The organism is Marinomonas sp. ABL3_031 (assembly GCF_056161265.1).
Genome location: NZ_JBSWYU010000014.1, coordinates 59,171 through 78,676 on the forward strand (window position 1 = coordinate 59,171; position 19,506 = coordinate 78,676).

17 protein-coding genes are annotated in these 19,506 nt (G+C 41.6%); 7 read left to right on the plus strand and 10 right to left on the minus strand.

What is annotated here, in order from left to right; translation table 11 throughout:
- The first annotated feature begins 2 nt into the window (after positions 1-2).
- Together rfaD and waaF are read left to right on the plus strand one after the other, a co-directional pair.
- Positions 3-950, plus strand: coding sequence for an ADP-glyceromanno-heptose 6-epimerase (gene rfaD, locus ACXAH2_RS14630; RefSeq protein ID WP_475079511.1), 948 nt, complete (start codon positions 3-5; stop codon positions 948-950).
- A complete protein-coding gene (waaF, locus tag ACXAH2_RS14635) occupies positions 943-1,938 on the plus strand; it encodes a lipopolysaccharide heptosyltransferase II (RefSeq protein ID WP_475079513.1) in 996 nt (331 codons plus the stop codon). The genes rfaD and waaF overlap by 8 nt, the downstream gene beginning before the upstream one ends.
- A 37-nt stretch (positions 1,939-1,975) precedes the next feature.
- On the opposite strand, the gene ACXAH2_RS14640 is transcribed toward waaF, so the two are convergent.
- The 5 genes from ACXAH2_RS14640 to ACXAH2_RS14660 all read right to left on the minus strand — a co-directional run bounded on the left by ACXAH2_RS14640 (position 1,976) and on the right by ACXAH2_RS14660 (position 6,593).
- Positions 1,976-2,764 carry a glycosyltransferase family 2 protein gene (locus ACXAH2_RS14640; protein WP_475079515.1) on the minus strand — a complete coding sequence of 263 codons (789 nt, stop codon included), beginning with the start codon at positions 2,762-2,764 and terminating at the stop codon, positions 1,976-1,978.
- Positions 2,754-3,518 (minus strand): glycosyltransferase family 2 protein, encoded by a 765-nt coding sequence (locus tag ACXAH2_RS14645; RefSeq protein ID WP_475079517.1) that lies wholly within the window; start codon positions 3,516-3,518, stop codon positions 2,754-2,756. Before ACXAH2_RS14645 ends, ACXAH2_RS14640 begins: the two co-directional genes overlap by 11 nt.
- Positions 3,519-3,523: 5 nt before the next feature.
- Positions 3,524-4,462: a glycosyl transferase family 90 gene (locus ACXAH2_RS14650; protein WP_475079518.1), complete on the minus strand. Its 939-nt coding sequence runs from the start codon at positions 4,460-4,462 to the stop codon at positions 3,524-3,526.
- Positions 4,463-4,464: 2 nt separating this feature from the next.
- Complete coding sequence (locus ACXAH2_RS14655; RefSeq protein ID WP_475079520.1) at positions 4,465-5,634, minus strand: nucleotide sugar dehydrogenase; 1,170 nt, start codon at positions 5,632-5,634, stop codon at positions 4,465-4,467.
- Between the two features lie 119 nt (positions 5,635-5,753).
- A complete protein-coding gene (locus tag ACXAH2_RS14660) occupies positions 5,754-6,593 on the minus strand; it encodes a sulfurtransferase (RefSeq protein WP_475079522.1) in 840 nt (279 codons plus the stop codon).
- Positions 6,594-6,712: 119 nt separating this feature from the next.
- On the opposite strand from ACXAH2_RS14660, the gene ACXAH2_RS14665 reads away from it, so the two are divergent.
- A complete protein-coding gene (locus ACXAH2_RS14665; protein ID WP_475079524.1) occupies positions 6,713-7,480 on the plus strand; it encodes a TlyA family RNA methyltransferase in 768 nt (255 codons plus the stop codon).
- An 11-nt stretch (positions 7,481-7,491) separates the two neighbouring features.
- Here the strand turns inward: ACXAH2_RS14665 and ACXAH2_RS14670 are convergent, their stop codons facing one another.
- Together ACXAH2_RS14670 and lon are read right to left on the minus strand one after the other, a co-directional pair.
- Complete coding sequence (locus ACXAH2_RS14670) at positions 7,492-8,904, minus strand: MATE family efflux transporter (protein WP_475079525.1); 1,413 nt, start codon at positions 8,902-8,904, stop codon at positions 7,492-7,494.
- A gap of 145 nt (positions 8,905-9,049) precedes the next feature.
- Complete coding sequence (gene lon / locus ACXAH2_RS14675) at positions 9,050-11,485, minus strand: endopeptidase La (RefSeq protein ID WP_475079527.1); 2,436 nt, start codon at positions 11,483-11,485, stop codon at positions 9,050-9,052.
- Between the two features lie 242 nt (positions 11,486-11,727).
- On the opposite strand from lon, the gene upp reads away from it, so the two are divergent.
- Positions 11,728-12,384 (plus strand): uracil phosphoribosyltransferase, encoded by a 657-nt coding sequence (gene upp, locus ACXAH2_RS14680; protein WP_475079528.1) that lies wholly within the window; start codon positions 11,728-11,730, stop codon positions 12,382-12,384.
- An 88-nt stretch (positions 12,385-12,472) separates the two neighbouring features.
- Here the strand turns inward: upp and ACXAH2_RS14685 are convergent, their stop codons facing one another.
- The 3 genes from ACXAH2_RS14685 to ACXAH2_RS14695 all read right to left on the minus strand — a co-directional run bounded on the left by ACXAH2_RS14685 (position 12,473) and on the right by ACXAH2_RS14695 (position 15,277).
- Positions 12,473-13,096 carry a LysE family translocator gene (locus ACXAH2_RS14685; RefSeq protein WP_475079530.1) on the minus strand — a complete coding sequence of 208 codons (624 nt, stop codon included), beginning with the start codon at positions 13,094-13,096 and terminating at the stop codon, positions 12,473-12,475.
- Positions 13,093-13,740, minus strand: a complete 648-nt coding sequence (locus ACXAH2_RS14690; RefSeq protein WP_475079532.1) for a TetR family transcriptional regulator C-terminal domain-containing protein — start codon at positions 13,738-13,740, stop codon at positions 13,093-13,095. Before ACXAH2_RS14690 ends, ACXAH2_RS14685 begins: the two co-directional genes overlap by 4 nt.
- A gap of 373 nt (positions 13,741-14,113) precedes the next feature.
- Complete coding sequence (locus ACXAH2_RS14695) at positions 14,114-15,277, minus strand: GGDEF domain-containing protein (protein WP_475079534.1); 1,164 nt, start codon at positions 15,275-15,277, stop codon at positions 14,114-14,116.
- A gap of 108 nt (positions 15,278-15,385) precedes the next feature.
- Between ACXAH2_RS14695 and ACXAH2_RS14700 the strand changes: the two genes are divergently transcribed.
- The 3 genes from ACXAH2_RS14700 (at position 15,386) to ACXAH2_RS14710 (ending at position 19,465) form a co-directional block, all read left to right on the plus strand.
- Complete coding sequence (locus ACXAH2_RS14700) at positions 15,386-16,366, plus strand: glutathione S-transferase family protein (protein ID WP_475079536.1); 981 nt, start codon at positions 15,386-15,388, stop codon at positions 16,364-16,366.
- Between the two features lie 177 nt (positions 16,367-16,543).
- The gene (locus tag ACXAH2_RS14705; RefSeq protein ID WP_475079538.1) at positions 16,544-17,392 is read left to right on the plus strand and encodes a glucosaminidase domain-containing protein; all 849 of its coding nucleotides are present in this window, start codon (positions 16,544-16,546) and stop codon (positions 17,390-17,392) included.
- 156 nt (positions 17,393-17,548) lie between these two features.
- Positions 17,549-19,465 carry a beta-ketoacyl synthase gene (locus ACXAH2_RS14710; RefSeq protein ID WP_475079540.1) on the plus strand — a complete coding sequence of 639 codons (1,917 nt, stop codon included), beginning with the start codon at positions 17,549-17,551 and terminating at the stop codon, positions 19,463-19,465.
- Positions 19,466-19,506: the final 41 nt, after the last annotated feature.

Below are 19,506 nucleotides of genomic sequence, written 5' to 3' on the forward strand. Positions count from 1 at the left end.
ATATGTTTATTGTTACAGGCGGCGCAGGCTTTATTGGCAGCAACATCATCAAAGCATTAAATGATCGAGGTATTACTAACATACTGTTAGTTGATGATTTAACTGATGGTAAAAAGTGTCTCAACTTGTCTGATCTTGATATTGCCGATTACATGGATATGTATGATTTTTTAGAGGCCATCAAACAAGACGCTTTGAAAATAGATGTCACTGCCGTATTCCATGAAGGTGCTTGCTCAGCAACGACGGAATGGAACGGAAAATATGTCATGGATGTTAACTATCAATATTCCAAGGCTGTTTTAGCATTTTGTTCAAAACATAACATCCCATTTTCTTATGCCTCCTCAGCTTCTGTTTACGGTTCAGGTCCTGTTTTTGAAGAAGCAAGACAATATGAAAAGCCACTGAACATGTATGCCTACTCTAAGTTTCAATTTGACCAATATGTTCGCTCTATTCTTCCAACATCAAAACATCAAATAGTTGGCTTTCGTTACTTCAATGTCTACGGCCCAAGAGAACAACATAAAGGCAGTATGGCGAGTGTCGCTTTTCATTTACGTAATCAAGTGTTAGCGAATGAAAATCCAAAGTTATTTGGCGCCTATGATGGTTATGAAGCAGGCGGCCAAAGCCGCGATTTTATTTATGTAGAAGACCTAGTAAATACTAAACTTTGGTTTTTGGATAACCCTAGCAAATCAGGCATATTCAATCTTGGTACCGGTAAAGCAGAACCTTTCAAGACCATTGCTGAAACCGTTATTAAGCATTATGGCAAAGGCGAAATAGAATACATCCCTTTCCCTGAACATCTAAAAGGCGCCTACCAGAGCTTCACTCAAGCCGATATTACGAAACTCAGAGAAGCTGGTTACACAGGCTCATTTAGAGGTCTGGCAGAAGGTGTTAAAGATTATCTAGGATGGTTAGATACTCATGGCTAAATATTTAATTGTTGGTCCATCATGGGTTGGCGATATGGTCATGGCTCAAAGTTTATTCATGACCATAAAGCACCAAGATCCAGAAGCCATCATAGATGTTACTGGCCCTAATTGGTCAGCGCCCATACTCGCCAGAATGCCTCAAGTCCGAAATGCTATTGTACTACCAACAGGTCATGGCGAATGGGGAATCAAAACACGCTTTGAAATTGGTAAAGACTTACGTCAAGAAGGCTACGACAAAGCCATCGTAATTCCGAGATCATGGAAATCCGCTCTAGTCCCTTTTTTTGCAAACATTCCTCACAGGATTGGCTTTAAAGGTGAACAAAGATACATTTTGCTCAATGAGCGTAGAAAGCTCGATAAAAAAATTTTAAATCAGACGGTGAAACGTTTTGTATCTTTGGGGGTGAATAATCAGGAGGCTTATCCGCCGAGCATTCTTCCTCAACCCAAGCTAACCATTGATAAAGCCAATCAAGATAAACTATATAAAAAACATTTACTATCTGAACGTCCTGCAGTTGCCTTAATGCCAGGCGCAGAATTTGGACCTTCCAAACAATGGCCTATTTCTCATTTTCATGAATTAGCCAAAAAACTAATCGACAAAGGATTTCAGGTTTGGGTTTTAGGCGGGCCCAAAGACCAGAAAGATGGCAATGAGATAACTCAAGGCCTTGGACAATTCGCAATAAACTTGTGCGGAAAAACTCAACTAGTTGACGCCATTGATTTGCTCGAGGCGGCACAAGTCGCCGTAAGTAATGACTCTGGGCTCATGCATGTTGCAGCGGCTGTAGGCACAAAAGTACATGGCATTTATGGCTCTACCAGCGAACTTTTTACACCACCTCTAACCGCAAACAAGGTCATTCATAATCTTCATTTAGAATGCGCTCCATGCTTTAAGAGAGAATGTCCACTTGGACATACAGATTGTCTGAAAAACATTTCATCAGATAGTATATTTCAGTCTATCTAACATATGGCCCTCTTATATGAAAGAGGGCCCCAAAATATTATCGAGGCAAATATTTATCGATACCGTTCGGACAATATTTTACTTTTTTGTTCTTTGCTTCTCGATATATTAAATCATTCTTTTCCAGCATTTCACGGCTATTTTCTTTATGATATATATGATAAACCACAGCACTGAATTTCAAATAAATACGATTCAGGCCTGAGTTAAGAAGCCGAATTACCATTTCACTATCTTCACGCCCCCATCCTTGGAAGTCTTCATTATAGCCATTAACTTTAATAGCGTCATCTCGCCACAAAGCAAAATTACAACCACGAGTAGAACGATCACTATTGTTAATTTTCGTTGCCAGCTTACTAAGGACACTTGATCTGATCATATTATGTCGGTTACGAATATCGCAAGAAAACATATTAGGTATAAAATTACTATCAAGCACTTTTTGACTTACCTTTTTCCCTAAAAGCACTCTCCCGCCCTGAACAAAAGCCCCTTCTTTGGCTGCCCGTTCATGATCTTCCACAAAAGTCTTCGGTAAGAACAAATCACCATCAACAATAATCAAATAATCTCCACTTGCCTTTGATATTGCCTTATTTCTACTGGTCGCAAGCCTAAAACCTTCGTCTTCCTGCCATGAATGAATAAGTGGTACAGGAAAATCTATCTGATAGGATTCAATTAACTGTTTAGTATCTTCTTTAGAACCGTCATCAGCAACAATGACTTCATACGGCAAACTAGTTTGCTTCTTAATGGAGCTTAAAGTAACAGACAAAGCCTCTTTCCAGTTATAAGTCGTAACAATCAAACTAGTTTTCATCTTTATTATACTCTCTTAACCAAAGGTCAATATATTTATAGAATGTTGAATGAGTAGCCAACCAAGCCAATATAAAACCATGACGCCCATCTAAAAAGCCTAATTTTAGAAAGTACATACGAATAAAACAAAAAAAAGCATGTGAAAGCGCTTTAGAAAGCGATGACTTTTTCCTTCCGACTCTATCATCAGCCCAAGCTTTTAAATATAAGTTAACTTTACTAGAGTAATGAAATAAACTGTCATAAGTATCATGATACAAAAAACCATCAATCCTAGCGGTCTTTTTCAATTCCGTTGAAATGACTTTTTCATGCACTAAAGCATTATCATACCCAGCAAGTTCCCGAGGATATAAACGTATAATCCAATCTGGACTCCAGCCTGAATGCTTAATTCTCTTACCAAATGCCGAACTAAGTCTATTCATATAATACAACTTAAAAACAGGCTCTTTCAGAACATTTAAAATATTTTCCTTCAATTTTTCTGACACATATTCATCAGCATCAATCACTAAAACCCAATCCGTAGTTAAATAACTTTGCGCTATTTGCCTTTGCCTTCCAAAACCTAACCAATTATCATGAACATAAACATCTGACGTATACTTTTTTGCAATACTAATTGTTTGATCTTCACTACCAGAATCAACTACAACAATTTGATCTGTCCAACCAAAAACTGAAGTCAAACATCTATCCAAACATTTTTCTTCGTTTTTTACTATCAGCAAAACACCTAATGTTGGCATATTTCTCAAACACCTTTTACTAAATAAAAATACTTTCTCGCAACCAATAACGAAATCAAAAAGTCGCTACTATCATTTCTGAATAATGAAACATGCTCCTTAGCATTATTAATTATTCTATTGGCTTCTTCTGGATGTAAATTATAGAAATGCACTTTCTCTTCCAAATCAGAGAAATCATCTTTCAACAGCACATAGTGATAATTAGGTATCAACAATCCTTCCATAAACCAAGTTTCAAACTTAGGCTTCCGCATCATTACTAAGGAATTTGATGACATCGCCCATTTCAAATTGGTTGCCACATCTTTTCCTTCTATACTGACAATATACCTATATTTCAATTGCTCAGATACACTTAAAAAGCCTTTATATTTTTCATCCACTTGGCTTGTATCATTATGCCCCACATCAGCAAAGTCACTGTTAAAATAGAGGTCAACAAAGTCTCTACGATGTTGGTGATATACCATGCCACGCCATACAGCTATTGGCTTCTTATCTTCAAAAGAAAGTTCATCATCGACAAATTGATAGTGCCTGATTGCATTTAACTTTAGTAGTATAGAGTTCTGATTATTATCTCCTATTGGACGACTCTTCACAAAAGATGGCGTATCTGGAACATGCGTTACATCGCCAAAAACAAAATCAAAACGTTTATCTTTTGGGAAATGTCTAATAACACGTTTCGTATCAGCAAAGTAAACAAAACTTTTTGTCTTTTTAAAATCACCAACTGAAACTGAGTTTTCGGAAGGGCTAAAGCTATTATCTAACTTACAGTAATAATTTACTCTATCTAACATCGGGTCAGTTACATGAGATGACTCCAAAATATCGTTAGCGCTTTTAACTGGCATTTTCAAAGCAACAGCTTCTCTCAAATAATAGAGAATTTTAGCCAATCGATTTTTGTAATATTCCCAATCTTTTTTTTTCATGTTCAAGCGTCACCACCAAACAAATCACGGGTGTAGACTTTGTCTGCGACGTCTTCCACATCATCCGTCATACGGTTTGCGACTATAACATCTGCAATCGACTTGAATTCTTGAAGGTCTTTGATGACTCGTGAATTGAAAAATTGAGATTCGTTCAAAGCTGGCTCATAAACCACTACCTCTACGCCTTTTGCTTTGATGCGTTTCATGATTCCTTGAATTGCAGACGCGCGGAAGTTGTCTGAACCAGATTTCATCACTAAACGATAAATGCCCACTACTTTAGGAGAGCGTTTAAGAATGGATTCAGCGATAAAATCCTTACGCGTCGCATTGGCATCTACTATGGCGCGGATCAAGTTGTTTGGCACCTTGTCATAATTGGCCAGCAACTGCTTAGTATCTTTCGGTAAACAGTAACCGCCGTATCCAAACGAAGGGTTATTGTAATGTTGACCAATGCGAGGATCTAAACCAACGCCTTGAATAATTTGACGGCTATCTAATTGATGAGATTCAGCGTAGCTATCCAATTCATTGAAAAAAGCCACTCGCATAGCAAGGTAGGTATTAGCAAAAAGTTTAATGGCTTCTGCTTCCGTCGAACCGGTAAGCAAAACATCGATATCTTCTTTTAACGCCCCTTGCACCAGTAAATTGGCAAACACACGAGCACGTTCAGATTCTTCTCCCACTATGATTCGAGATGGGTAAAGATTATCGTGCAAGGCTTTGCCTTCACGTAAAAACTCAGGTGAGAAGATCAAGTTTTGGGTAGCAAAGCGCTGTCCCGCTGATTCTGTAAAACCAACTGGTATGGTTGACTTAATCACCATGACAGCATTTGGGTTAATACGACAAACGTCCGCTATCACGGATTCAACGTGACGAGTGTTAAAGTAATTTGTCTCAGGATCATAATCGGTTGGTGTGGCGATGATGACGTAATCCGCCTCCGCATAAGCCTCTTCTTTGTTTAATGTCGCCTTGAAGTTAAGCTGGTCTTCTTTCAGGCTACGTTCTATATCTTTATCTTCGATAGGCGACTGCTTAGCATTCAGCAATTCTACTTTTTCAGGAATAATGTCCAACGCTACCACTTGGTTATGCTTAGCCAATAATAAAGCGTTTGAAATTCCTACATAGCCAGTTCCAGCCACTGCTATTTTCATCGATCAATACCTTATAACAAAGAATCCAAAATAAAAACGCGTTCTATTTTACAGTCTATAGCGGAATAGAAAATGCTTAATGTGACTTTTTATCGTTTTGGACCACCAAACACGAATAACTAAATTTCTTGCATCAAACGCAGCATTCTTTTAGACCACTGACTCCAAGACCCGACATACAACAATTTGGCATCGATTCCTGAGTAGTTTAAAGCCAAAATATTATGACATGCCGTCACACCCGAGCCGCAGTAGTACACATAATCATCGACAGGATGTGTAATCCAGTCTTGCCACTCAACATGCAGTTGCTCTGCCGGTTTAAATCGGCTTTTTTCATCCAGATTGTCCATGAAAGGACGGTTAATCGCACCGGGAATATGGCCAGCAACTGGATCCATGGTTTCATTTTCACCAGAAAACCTATCTTCAGAACGCGCATCCACCAGCTGGAATTGATTGGTCTCAAAATTTTCTACCAGCTGTTGCTCGTTCACTTGCCAAGGAAAGGTGACAGTCAAAAGAGTAGAGCTTGGACAAACGTCAGGAATCTGAGTCTCTACCACTCGCCCCTCTCCCATCCAAGCAGGAATGCCGCCGTTTAACACTCGAGTATTAATACCCTGTTGGATCAACATCCACCAGGCCCGCGCAGCAATGGCCCCTCCCATGTCATCGTACACAACCACATCACTGTCTAAATCTATCCCCCATTGCTGTATACGCAGCGCAAAACTATCAACAGGAGGAAGTGGATGGCGACCAGACGTCTGAGTTTCTTCGCCAGCCAATTCATGATGCAAATCGATAAAAATGGCCCCAGGAATATGACCCGCAAGATACTCTTGCTTACCTTTAGCCAAATCCGTTAGATAAAAGCGACTGTCCAAAATAACGAGATTCTCACTCCCTAATAAAGCAGCGAGTTCACTTGTAGAAATTAAAGTGTTTGGTTGCACGCAAAATCCTCGAATTTAGTTTTTTATTTAATAAAGGTTTGTTCTATCAATGATTAAACTTACTTAGCATAGCCCAATTTTGATAATATAAAGGCATTCCTCTTAACACTAGAACTATCATGCTACGTATCGATCTACTTCTTACCGAACAAGGCTTAGCCAAATCTCGTTCACAGGCACAAACCTTCATTAGCAAGGGACAAGTGAGTTATTGTCAGAATGGACAATGGCACATCGCCTCAAAAGCCAGCCTCAAGCTACCAAAAGATACCCAAATCGCAGTCCAAAAAGAGGATTCCGACAAATACGTTTCAAGAGGCGCATTAAAACTGGAAGGCGCACTAAAGCATACCCAGCTTGATATATCAGGCTTTCATGTATTAGATATCGGTCAATCCACCGGAGGCTTTAGTGACTGTGCAATACAGCATGGTGCCAGTCAGGTGGTTGGTATAGAGGTAGGTCATGGACAACTGGATGAAAGCTTACGCAATCATCCGCAGATAGTTTGCCTTGAAGGCATTAATGCACGTCATCTTAGCGAGACAAATTTACAAGGTCATATGCCTGAATCAGGGTTTGACCTAGCGGTCATGGATGTTTCCTTTATCTCACAAAAAAAGATACTTCCTCAGCTGCCAACTTTGCTGAAATCAAATGGCCATCTGATCACGCTAGTCAAACCGCAGTTTGAAGTTGGCAAAGAATTTATTGGTAAGGGCGGCATAGTCCAAGATCAAAACAAGGTAAAAGAGCTTGCTGTCGAGATACAGGATTTTGTTCAGCAGCTTGGCTTTGAAGTGAAATCTTATCTCGCAAGTCCCATCAAAGGCGGTGATGGCAATCAAGAATACCTACTTTGGGCCAGCAAGCAGGACAAGTATTAACATTGTAAATATCAGATGAGTTCGTCAAAGCCAGTAGAAGCACCAGATGGCATAGCTTCTCTCGTGGTAGACACATGAGACGCTTTATTTTCTTTTTCTCTCTGCTCTAGTTCAGCGATGTAATTTCTGGCCATATAAAATCCCATACAACCAAATATCACCGACCCAATTGCTTGGCCAAACAAGATCCCCTCTGCCCCCATAAACCAAGAAAATACAATAATAAGAGGCCAAGTTCCCAAGGTTGCCCGCCCAAAATTCAACATAGTACTGTTTAACGGGCGTCCTAAATTGTTAAAGGTAGCAATAGCAATAAACAATAAACTTTGAAAAAAGAAACTGAAGGACACAAAAGTTGCGAAGAAGCGAATCAAATCCGCTGTACCAGAGGAAGCATTAAATACCACCACCAACCAGTCCTGTGAAACATAAAGCACCCAACACAGTAGTAGACAATAGCCTAATGCATAAATAACCGCACTCGTCACAGCTTGATACATACGATCAAACCGCCCTGCTCCGTAATTCTGCCCAAGAATAGGCCCAACTGCACCGGACAAAGCAAACAAACCACCAAATACGACAGGTATAATACGACCAATAATCGCCACTGCGGCAACCGCATCATCACCAAACGACGAAGTATGTTCCATCACAATAGCATTCGCTAAAGGCGAAGATAAATTGGTCAACATAGCCGGCACAGCAATCATCGCAATGCTGCGGGTATCTTTAAAAAAGTCCATAAGATCAAATTCACCGAGCATCTTATGCACTTGTACCACACCATAATAAGCCACCACGACCATGGAGCATCGTGCGATTAACGACGCTATGGCAGCACCATCCACCCCAAGCCCGAAAGCAAAAATGAAAATAGGGTCAAGCACCGCATTAACCAAACCGCCCACCATGGTAGCATACATGGCACGCTTAGCATCGCCTAACGCCCGCATAATGCCCGAACCTATCATGCCGATCATGACCGCTGGCATTCCCAGAATTAAGATTTGCAAATAGCCGATTGCCAAATCAAGAGCACGTCCAGTAGCACCAATAAAGAGCAAAAGATGCGGAATTTTAGGCCACAAAAGCCACACTACAGCGGACGAAAAGAAAATTCCAAATGCCAACACATTGACGGCTCGTCGCTTTGCCAGCTCAACATTATGTTCACCTATCGCACGAGACACTAAGGCCGTCGCGGCAATGGAAACAGCAATACTCAAGGAAACGGTAAAAAACATGATGGTGCTGGCAAACCCTACCGCAGCAACGGCTTCTTTTTCCCCCAGCATGGATAAGAAAAGCATGTCAACCAAATCCACCAAAAACATACACATCAAACCCAATGCACTGGTCACCGACATGGTTACAACATGCTTAAAGGTTGAACCTTGTGTGAGTTTGGCCGAATTTGGCATCAACTTCCCCTAGCAAACGATATAAAAAAACCGGGCAAACACTGTCCACCCGGTAGGTATTATTTTCTCACGACTCAAGCATGATTAGAATGCCTTGTTTGTGAACAAATAACTGAAAAATCAGTACACATTGATCCATGTTATTTTAGTGCAAGTGCTTACCTGTCGAGTCAAACACCACTTTTTCAACATCGGCAAAGCGTTCTGCAAAATGCACTGTCATACCTTCTTTTACCGAGTCCGGTAATTCTTGAAAATCACGTCGATTCGGTTCAGGTAAAATCACTTCATTGATCTTGCTACGTTTGGCTGCGATGATCTTTTCACGAATCCCTCCGACAGCTAATACCTGTCCTGTCAAGGTTAATTCTCCCGTCATCGCCAAACCACGTCGCACAGGCTCACCTTTTGCCAAAGACATCAAGGCCGTTGCCATGGTAATACCAGCACTTGGGCCATCTTTTGGCGTAGCGCCTTCAGGAACATGCAAATGCACCAGACACTTATCAAAAAACTCTGGTGAACTTTGATAACTCTTGGTATGAGAAAATACATAAGAGTAAGCAATATCAGCTGACTCCTTCATCACGTCCCCCAGTTTACCTGTTAACTTAAGACCACGAGCCAGCTCATGAACCTTAGTAGCTTCAATCGGTAATGTGGCCCCTCCCATTGACGTCCAAGCCAAACCGGTTACCACACCGACACCTTGCAAGGTTTTTTCAGGGCGGAAATAAGGCATACCCAACAAGCTCTCAACATCTTTCACGCCCACATTAATGTGCTCTTTTTCGCCCGTCATGAGTTCCACAACCGACTTACGCAGTATTTTTTGCAATAACTTATCTAAACCTCGCACACCCGCTTCACGGGCATAATGTTCAATCACATGACGTAATGCCGCATCCGTGATGTTCAGTTGCTTTTTCAATAATTTGTTTTTCTTCAGTAATTTAGGCCATAAATGCTGTTTCGCAATAGCAAGCTTTTCATCCGCTATGTAACCCGAAAGACGAATCACATCCATACGATCCAATAAGGGAGAAGGAATAGTATCCAGCTGATTGGCGGTACAGATAAACAAGGCTTTGGACAAATCGACACGCATGTCCAAATAATGATCGAGAAATTCATTGTTTTGTTCAGGATCCAAGGCCTCAAGCAAAGAGGACGCTGGATCTCCTTGGAATGATGAGCCGATTTTGTCTATCTCATCCAACATGATCACAGGGTTTTCGACTTGAACATCTTTTAACGCTTGCACAAACTTACCAGGCAAAGCTCCTATGTAGGTACGACGATGACCTTTAATCTCAGCCTCATCTCTCATCCCGCCTAAACTAAATCGATAGAATTTACGATTAAGCGACTCTGCGATGGATTTACCAATGGACGTTTTACCCACTCCCGGAGGACCGACCAATAACAATATTGAACCGCCCATCTCACCACGGTGCGCACCCAATGCCAAAAATTCAATAATACGATCTTTAATGTCACTCAATCCAGCATGATGAGACTCTAATACCCCACGAGCCGACTGAATGTCCAAGTTATCCTCAGAATGCACACCCCAGGGTAAGGACGTTGCCCAGTCCAAATAATTACGTGTTACGCCGTATTCTGGCGAGCCTGTTTCTAGAATACTGAGCTTATGTAACTCTTCTTGAATCTTGTCCGCGACAGGCTGAGTTAACGTTTTCCCTTGCAAGCGTTCTTCAAAGGTTTCCACATCAGAAGTGCGATCGTCTTTGGAAATTCCCAATTCCTTTTGAATCACTTTTAATTGTTCACGTAAAAAGAAATCCCTTTGATGTTTGCCAATTTTGTCGTTCACTTCCGCACTGATTTCATTTTGCAAACGAGCAATTTCGAGCTCTTTACGCAACAAGGTTAGTGACAAATGCATGCGCGCTTGCACTGGAATCGTCGCCAACACATCGTATAACTCTTCCGGTTCTGCCGACGTAATGGAAGCAGCAAAATCCGCTAACAAGCCTGATTCATTGAAAGAAAAGCGACCTAAATACTGACGCAAATCTTCGCTAAACAATGGATTCAAACGAATCAGTTCTTTAATCGCATCCAAAATAGCAATGGAATAAGCTTTGGCTTCATCATCACTGGCTTTTGCATCATTGACGTAACGTACTCTTGCCAAATAAGGTGCGGTATCGCTTAACCATTCGACTACCTCAAAACGCTTTACACCTTGAGCCAAGAAAGTCAATTTATCACTTTGTTTTTCGGCCTTATGAATACGAGCGGCGCAGCCAATCAATCGAAACACTTCCACCGGAGGAGCACCTTTACCCACTTTCTCTGCATACATCAAGCCAACAGCCGCTTGTGGATGCTCAGCAATATGTTCAACCGTGTCTTCCCATTGCTCAGCGTCCACCATCACAGGTTGCACTTGAGCAGGAAAAAAAGGACGGCTGGAAATAGGCAGAATGTATAAGGTTTCAGGCAACACATCGTCCGGTAAAGCGAGCGCTTTGGGATCGCTAATGACCACACTTTCCTCTTCTGCCATTACATCGTTATCGTCTTGATTATCTAAAAAATCGTCATTACTCATTATTCAATCCAATTCTTTCATTGGGAAATTCTCAACCCGCTTTCATGGCAGATTTAACCAGTCTAATGCTTGTCTATGTTGTGACTATCTTAAAGAAATCAATCCCCACTTGACCTAAGCTACCACTAACCAGAAGGACAAGATTAATGATTTAGCTAAAAACCACTTAGTGCTATCATGAGCACAAATTTTGCAGGGCAATGATTGAATACCAAAGCACGCCAATGAAAAGGAAAATACGCATGACTCGCGAAGAACTTTTAAAAAAGTACAACAACATTTTTGTTATCCAGCACCCTTTCGTAAAACACAAGCTGACTAGCCTAAGAGACAAAAACACCAGCACTCGCGAATTCAGAATGCTGGTAGAAGAGTTAGGCACTTTGATTGGTTACGAAGCAACTCGCGATTTGGATACCATGGATATTGAAGTAGAAACGCCACTTGAAAAAGCCATGAGTCCCGTTCTTAAAGGTAAAAAGCTGTGTATTGTCACCATTATGCGTGCCGGTAATGGTCTTGCTGAAGGGGTTTTAAAACTATCACCTTCTGCACGTGTTGGTCATGTGGGTTTGTATCGAGATCCAGACACCAAACAACCTGTCGAATACTACTTAAAAATGCCACACTCAGTGAACGAGCGAACCATTATTGTGGTCGACCCTATGTTAGCAACAGGCAACTCTGCCATCATGGCCATTGAAAAAATGAAAGAAATGGGCGCTTCTGACATTCGTTTCATCTGCTTGTTCGCTGCTCCAGAAGGCATTCAAGCATTCAAAGAAGCGCACCCAGATGTGGCAATGTATATTGGCACCATTGATCGCGGCTTAGATGATCATGCTTACATCCGTCCAGGTGTTGGTGACGCTGGTGATCGTATTTACGGTACTCGCTAAGCCTAAACACTCAGTTCGATAAACACAAAAAAACGCCACAGAGCCAAACCCTGTGGCGTTTTTATATTTTCCTACTGGATTCTAGTTTCTAATTTCGAAGCGCCAAATACCCACCAGCACTCATCATAATACTACCAGCAACTCGATTAAGCCCTTTCATGGCTGAATTGGATTTCATCATTTTACGAGCCTGAGAAGCACTTACAGCAATCAGAGTTAAACCCATCATCAAGGCGATAAAAGCCAACATTGAAGCCCACATAATATCCAACCTTGTCAAAAGTGTAAGATCCATAAAGGTCGGCAAAAAGGCTATATAAAACAAAATAACCTTAGGGTTAGAAGCAGAAATCATAAAACCCTGAACAAAACTGGCCATCTGTTGTTTTGAGGTATTCATTGTCGTCATTGCATCTGTATTAGCCTCAATTGGCGCGACCCACATTTTCCAACCAAGGTAAATGAGGTAAGCAGCGCCCAAATAGCGAATGGCTAAAAATGCGCCTTCCATAGTTTGCGCCACAACCGCTAGCCCATAACATGCCATGACTAAGTACAGAATATCACTGACCGCCATTCCGGCATTCAATAACACACTGGCCCTAGCTCCTTGGGACATACTGCGTGCGATAATGGCAAAAACACCCGGACCTGGCGTAATACTAAAAATAAAAATGGCGATAAAAAAAGTAATACTACTTTCAATGGTCATGACAGTCCCTTTACACCACAACCTGCTAATACCATGCGCGTAATAAAGGCTTTCGCCTCCTCATAGTCGCTCTCTTCTAAAACGTCTTTTTGCAGCATGATTCTTACTTGGGCATCAAAATCAGCATAGGTTTGTGTCATCGCCCAAATACTAATAAACAAATGTTCAACTGGCACTGAGTCCATCAAACCATTATTAACCCATGTCTCAATTGTGGCTTTTTCACGACTTAACTCAGTGACAAACAAACGACGCAAATAGTCCAATACAAAAGGCTCTTCCCCAATCAAGGCCATAGCAAACACTTTTGAGGCGTTTTTATCGATTCGAGACTGGTCTATCTTTTCACTGATGTAGCGAGTGAGGTTATGCTTCGGCCCTTGCTCTACATTAAACTCACTTACCGAGTTGAGCCACAACTTCAAGATACGTTCCAGAACAGCCTCTAATAAATCCTTTTTGGAACGATAGTAATAATGCACATTCGCTTTAGGCAAACCAGCTTCATCAGCAATCATTTGCGTGGTCGTTTTGGCTAACCCTTGACGGGCAAAAACTCGTTCCGAAGTTTCTAGAATAAGAGTTTGATTTTGCGCTCGAATATGCGCTTTCAGCTGATCTTTAGGTCGTTTTGCGTCGCTCAAATCTAGCCTCGCTGATATGCTCATAAGTTAAAAAGGGGGACCTGTTTATCCTCAACAGATAAAAACAGAATAACATTTTTTCCCATGGTCACGAAGCACGCTCTAACAATTCCCTTAATGGCCTACTTTAATTGGACTTTTCTTCTAGCATAAAAAAAGGGAGCCTAAGCTCCCCATTTCCCCTCGTAACAGAGACTCAAATAACTATAGGCATTCATTATCTAAGCTAACTGTTACACCACGTTGGCGCTGTGATTAAAGTATGTAAAGACTCACACACCTTAATGTTCTCGAATTCTTAATAGGATTATAGACAGCTGAATTCGCAGTGCAATAGGTGAAACTAAAAAAATTGACCATTTGTTCAATTTTTTTAGTTTCTCGACACATTTTTAGCTGGCAAAGACTTAGAAACCCGATTTCGACCCTTCTTTTTCGATTGATACAGGGCCTCGTCTGCACGCTTAATAACAGATTCAGGGTCTTCACCACTGACGGCAAATGCCACTCCTATACTTACGGTCACACTGACATCCGTGTCTTTTTTCGCTTTAGGGTCAAATACTTCCACATCCGCTTCTTCAATGCTGGAGCGCACTGTTTCCAACACTTGTTCTATCTCTCTCAGTTCACAACGCCGAAATACCAGAGTAAATTCTTCACCACCATAACGAAAAGCATGACCCGGGGAGGAAAAGACTTTCAACTGTTCTGCCACAGTCCTAAGCACTTTATCGCCCATATCATGGCCATAGGTATCGTTAAATTTTTTGAAATGATCCACATCCACCATAGCAATGGCATAGTTTTTTGATAAACCGACTAACGCTTCATTCAAAGCCCGACGACCAGGCAAACGTGTCATATCATCCAAATAGGCCATTCGATAACTTTCCATTATTAAAAACCAGATCCACAACAAACATTGTGCGGATAACATAGTGTCATATTGCCCGTCGGAAACACTAAAGCGAGAGATAATAATAAGACTGATGACACTGACTAACCCACAGGCATGAAAAGCATCGTTGCTACGCCACCAAGCCGCTGACATTAATAAAATACTGACAACCAAACCTGCCCACAGCAGAAAGTCAGACCAAGTGAAGGGAAATTGCCAAACAGCTTGATCAAGAAAAGAAAAAGACACCCAATGTCTTTCGATGGCATAACACCAGGCCACCAACATAGCAACAAACAATAGGCGGTTCACAGCGAACTTATTAAAAAAGCCGCGCTCTTTAACAAAGGCTAGTAAAGCAACACAGAAGCAGGAAACAACGAGGTAAGCTGTAATTGACTCCGTTTGCTCAGAACCTCCATATAATTTGGGAATCAGCAACAAAATTACCAGTATAAAAACTCGACCTTTGTTGAAGTGCCATGCTAATAAAATTGCGATCACAGCTAAAATCAAAGGCATCAAAGGCAAGATGCCAATCCAAGCTGGCGGTAATACACCAATGTATAAACTAGCGTACACACTCAAGAGCAGAATACAGCATGGTGCAAACAAAGAACCAAAACGCTCAGACATAAAACCAAACCCATCGAATCGTTCGATTAAATACGACCAATATATTGCCCCGAATTGATCGGGTTTTCATTAATAATATGTATAAAATTACAGATTGAGGAAATTATTATGGGGTTATTAGTAGATGGACAATGGGTCGACCAATGGTATGACACCAAAAAATCTCAAGGGAAGTTTGTGCGCTCCGAGGCCATATTTCGTAATTGGGTTCAGTCGCCTAACGACTTTGATGTCACTCAAAGCCAGCATTTCCCCGCTGAAAAAGATCGTTATCACTTGTACGTTTCTTTAGCTTGTCCTTGGGCGCATCGTACTCTCATTTTTCGTAAACTCAAACAATTAGAAGACATTATCAGTGTCAGCTGCGTGCACCCTGATATGCTAGAAAACGGTTGGCACTTCTTAAAAGACCCAGCCTTTCACGACGCACACATAGAAAGTGGTGATCCGCTTTATCACAGTGAATTCGCACATCAACTCTATACCAAGGCCAAAGCCGATTATTCTGGTCGAGTTACCGTGCCTATTTTGTGGGACAAAAAAACTCAAACCATAGTATCGAATGAATCCGCAGACATCATTCGGATGTTTAATACGGCTTTTAACGATTTAACGGGAAATACACTAGATTTTTATCCAAGCGAACTGGCGGACGACATCGATGACCTTAACGAACGCATATATCACACGGTGAATAATGGTGTGTACAAATGTGGTTTCGCGACGACACAAGCGGCCTATGAAGAGGCCTTAACTCCCTTATTTGACACTCTTGAGTATCTCGAAGACAAATTACAAAGTCGTCGCTACCTAATAGGCGAACAACAAACAGAAGCGGATTGGCGTTTATTCACCACCTTGATTCGTTTTGATCCTGTGTACTTCGGTCACTTCAAATGCAATCTCAAACGTATTCTCGACTACCCCAATATTAACCGCTATCTACGTTCTTTATATGAGCATGAAGGCATCTCAGAGACAGTAAATTTTGATCATATCAAACATCATTACTATTTCAGTCACAAAAATATTAACCCTACTCAGGTAGTCCCTATGGGGCCTAATAATCTATTTTTGGACAACAATTAGTTCCAGCAACCATGACAAAGCCCTGTTATATCAGGGTTTTGTCAGCATACTTCCTAAAGACTGTTAAATTGACGATTTTTTAAGGATAATGGGCTCACTTTTGATTTAACAAAATGCTTTGCTCATCGCTTTCAATGAAAGCGATCCAATATAAAAAGTTTAAAGTTGTGGTTGTTTATGGAAAAGAAAATTCTCTGGGTTATTACGGCGATACTGATTTTAGTGTTATGGATTAAGACCAACCCTTTTCAGGATGAAGACGAAAAAAGTAAGAAAGAAACCAGTTCAGCGCAAACCGAGTATGATGCGACGGAGGATGAAAAAAGTTATTTTGAAAGCCATCCCATTCAGGCTCAAGCCCCCGATTTTAAAGCAATTAGTGACGTTAAAGCGCGAAAAAAAGCTTTTTTTGAATACCTTTCTCCTTTTGCCAAGGAAAAAAATGCACTTATTCTCGAAGATCGCCAACGTCTCGCTGGCTTAATGGAAAAACCAAACAAACTGTCGAAACAAGACATTAAATGGGTCTCCAAGCAGCGTAAAGACAATAAACTAAAAGTTTTAGAAGCCTATTCTACAAAAGATCTACAGGCACTGATGTTGCGCCTCGACATTATTCCTACTTCACTCGTATTGGCACAAGCTGCTAATGAATCAGCGTGGGGTACTTCACGTTTTGCGACCAAAGGCAATAACTACTTTGGTCAATGGTGCTTCCGTAAAGGATGTGGCTTAGTACCTGAATCTCGAAACTCTGGTGCGGACCACGAAGTACGTAAATTTCATGATGCCCGTGAATCTGTATTCGCCTACATCGATAATTTAAACACTAACTCAGCCTACAAAACACTACGTCAAACCCGCGCTGATTTACGACAAAAAGGTGAAGTGGTAACCGGCTTAGCCTTGGCTCAAGGTCTTCAACATTATTCACAGCGTGGCCAAGCTTACGTAAAAGAAATCATTAGTTTGATTAATTACAATAAGTTATGGCAATTTAATCGTACTCAAACCAGTAATGAGTAAGCATTTTTTATTTCACTTTTTTTCGAACGACAAAGGGAAAAAATGTAATAGAATGTAAAACCGGATTACTTAATTACTATGACTGGGGTAGCTTAGCGCCGCCCCCTTCATAACAATCAAGTCATATTTATTCACTTATAAAACGAGGAAATTCACTTGGCCCGTTTACCTGTTATTATTGGCTTTGGCGGAATTAATTCGGCTGGACGTACGTCATTTCATCAAGCATATCGTCGTATCGTTTTCGATCTTCTGCCAAGCTCAATCCAGCAGGATGTGTTACTGGATCTTGCTACGCTAACCAATATGGCGGAGCACAAAAATGGACTTTGGCATACCGAATCAGGCGAATCTCTGGATGCAGATTCGCTTGTTGATAGCATAAGCGAAGAGCTACTGGCTCGCACGTTAATCCGCCGTATACACCCAAGTCTATTTGATGTTGATCATGTTACCATCCATAAATCCGCATCTTTACAAGCAGTGTCTGGCGAAGAGGCTTTTAGTTTCCGAACTAAAACTCGCTCTTTGCCAAGAAACAAACCTGCTAATTGGAAAGTAACACCCATTTCCGACACCATCAGCGAAGTCAAAGTTGAAGGCAACCTGGAAACCTTCGTCAAAGACACCAAACCTTTGGCTGTCAAATCGGCAGGACAACTGCCTACCGGTTTTGATGCAGGCAAACTCTACCAGAGCCGTAACCACCCACGTGGTCTACAAATGACAGTGTATGGCGCATCGGATGCAATTAAGAGCAGCGGCATCGACTGGGAAGTCATTCGGAATAAAGTTAGTCCTGATCAAATGGCGGTCTACGCTGCAAACTCTATCGGACAAATGGACGACCTAGGTTTTGGCGGCATGCTGAAATCGGCCTTGATGGGCAAACGCACCACCTCTAAGCACTTACCCTTAGGCTATGCCCAAATGCCTGCTGACTTTGTCAATGCTTATCTATTAGGCAGTGTCGGTAATGTTGGAACTTCCATTGGCGCTTGCGCAACCTACTTCTTCAACTTAGAACGGGCTGTGGATGGCATCAAAACCGGCAAATTCCGCGTGGCCATGGTAGGTGGCAGTGATGCTCCCATTACACCAGAAATTATTGAAGGCTTCCGCACTATGGGCGCATTGGCAGAAGACGTTTCCTTGCTAGCCCTTGACAAATTGAGCCAACAGGATGAGCCTGATCATACTCGCAGTTGCCGTCCGTTTGCTGACAACTGCGGCTTTACCATCGGCGAATCCAGTCAATGGACATTGTTAGTGGATGATGAACTTGCAATCGAATTGGGCGCGCAGATTTTTGGTTCCGTTCCTGCCGTGTATTCTTATGCTGACGGACACAAGAAATCTATTTCCGCACCAGGGGTTGGTAACTATTTAACCATGAGCAAAGCCATGGCTTATTTAGAAAACCTGATTGGCAATGAGGGATTAACCAAACACACCTTTATTCAGGCTCATGGTACCAGCACGCCGCAGAACCGCGTGACAGAATCCCATGTGTTAAGTAAAGCGGCGGCCAGCTTTGGCGCAACCGACATGCCAGTCACGGCGATGAAAGCCTTTTTAGGACACTCTCAAGGCACTGCAGGCGGCGACCAACTGCACCTTTCTTTAGGTGTTTGGCAGGATGGTATTCTACCTGGTATCACCACTTCGAAAGCCATTGCAGAAGACGTGTATCAAGAAGGTTTGAAGTTCCAACTTCAGCACGAACACTATGGGAAATCGCATTTCAAAGCAGCGCTTTTGAACTCTAAAGGTTTTGGTGGCAACAACGCCACGGCGATACTGTTATCACCACAACAAACTCTCGACATGCTGGAAAAGCGCTATTCACCTGCGCAAATGTCAGCTTATCAAGAGAAGCATCAAGCGGTTACTGCAGCCGCGCAAGAGTACAACCAAGCAGCCATTCGCGGTGAAGTGCTACCAACTTATAAGTTTGGTTTCAATGTCTTAGGAGGAGAAGAATTAGACATTACTAACCAACACATTAAGCTACCTGGTTATGATCTTTATGTTGATCTTCACATTGATAATGATTTTACTGACCTAGTCTAATCCACATCGCCGTTTGAATGTCTTATAAAATCATTCAAACG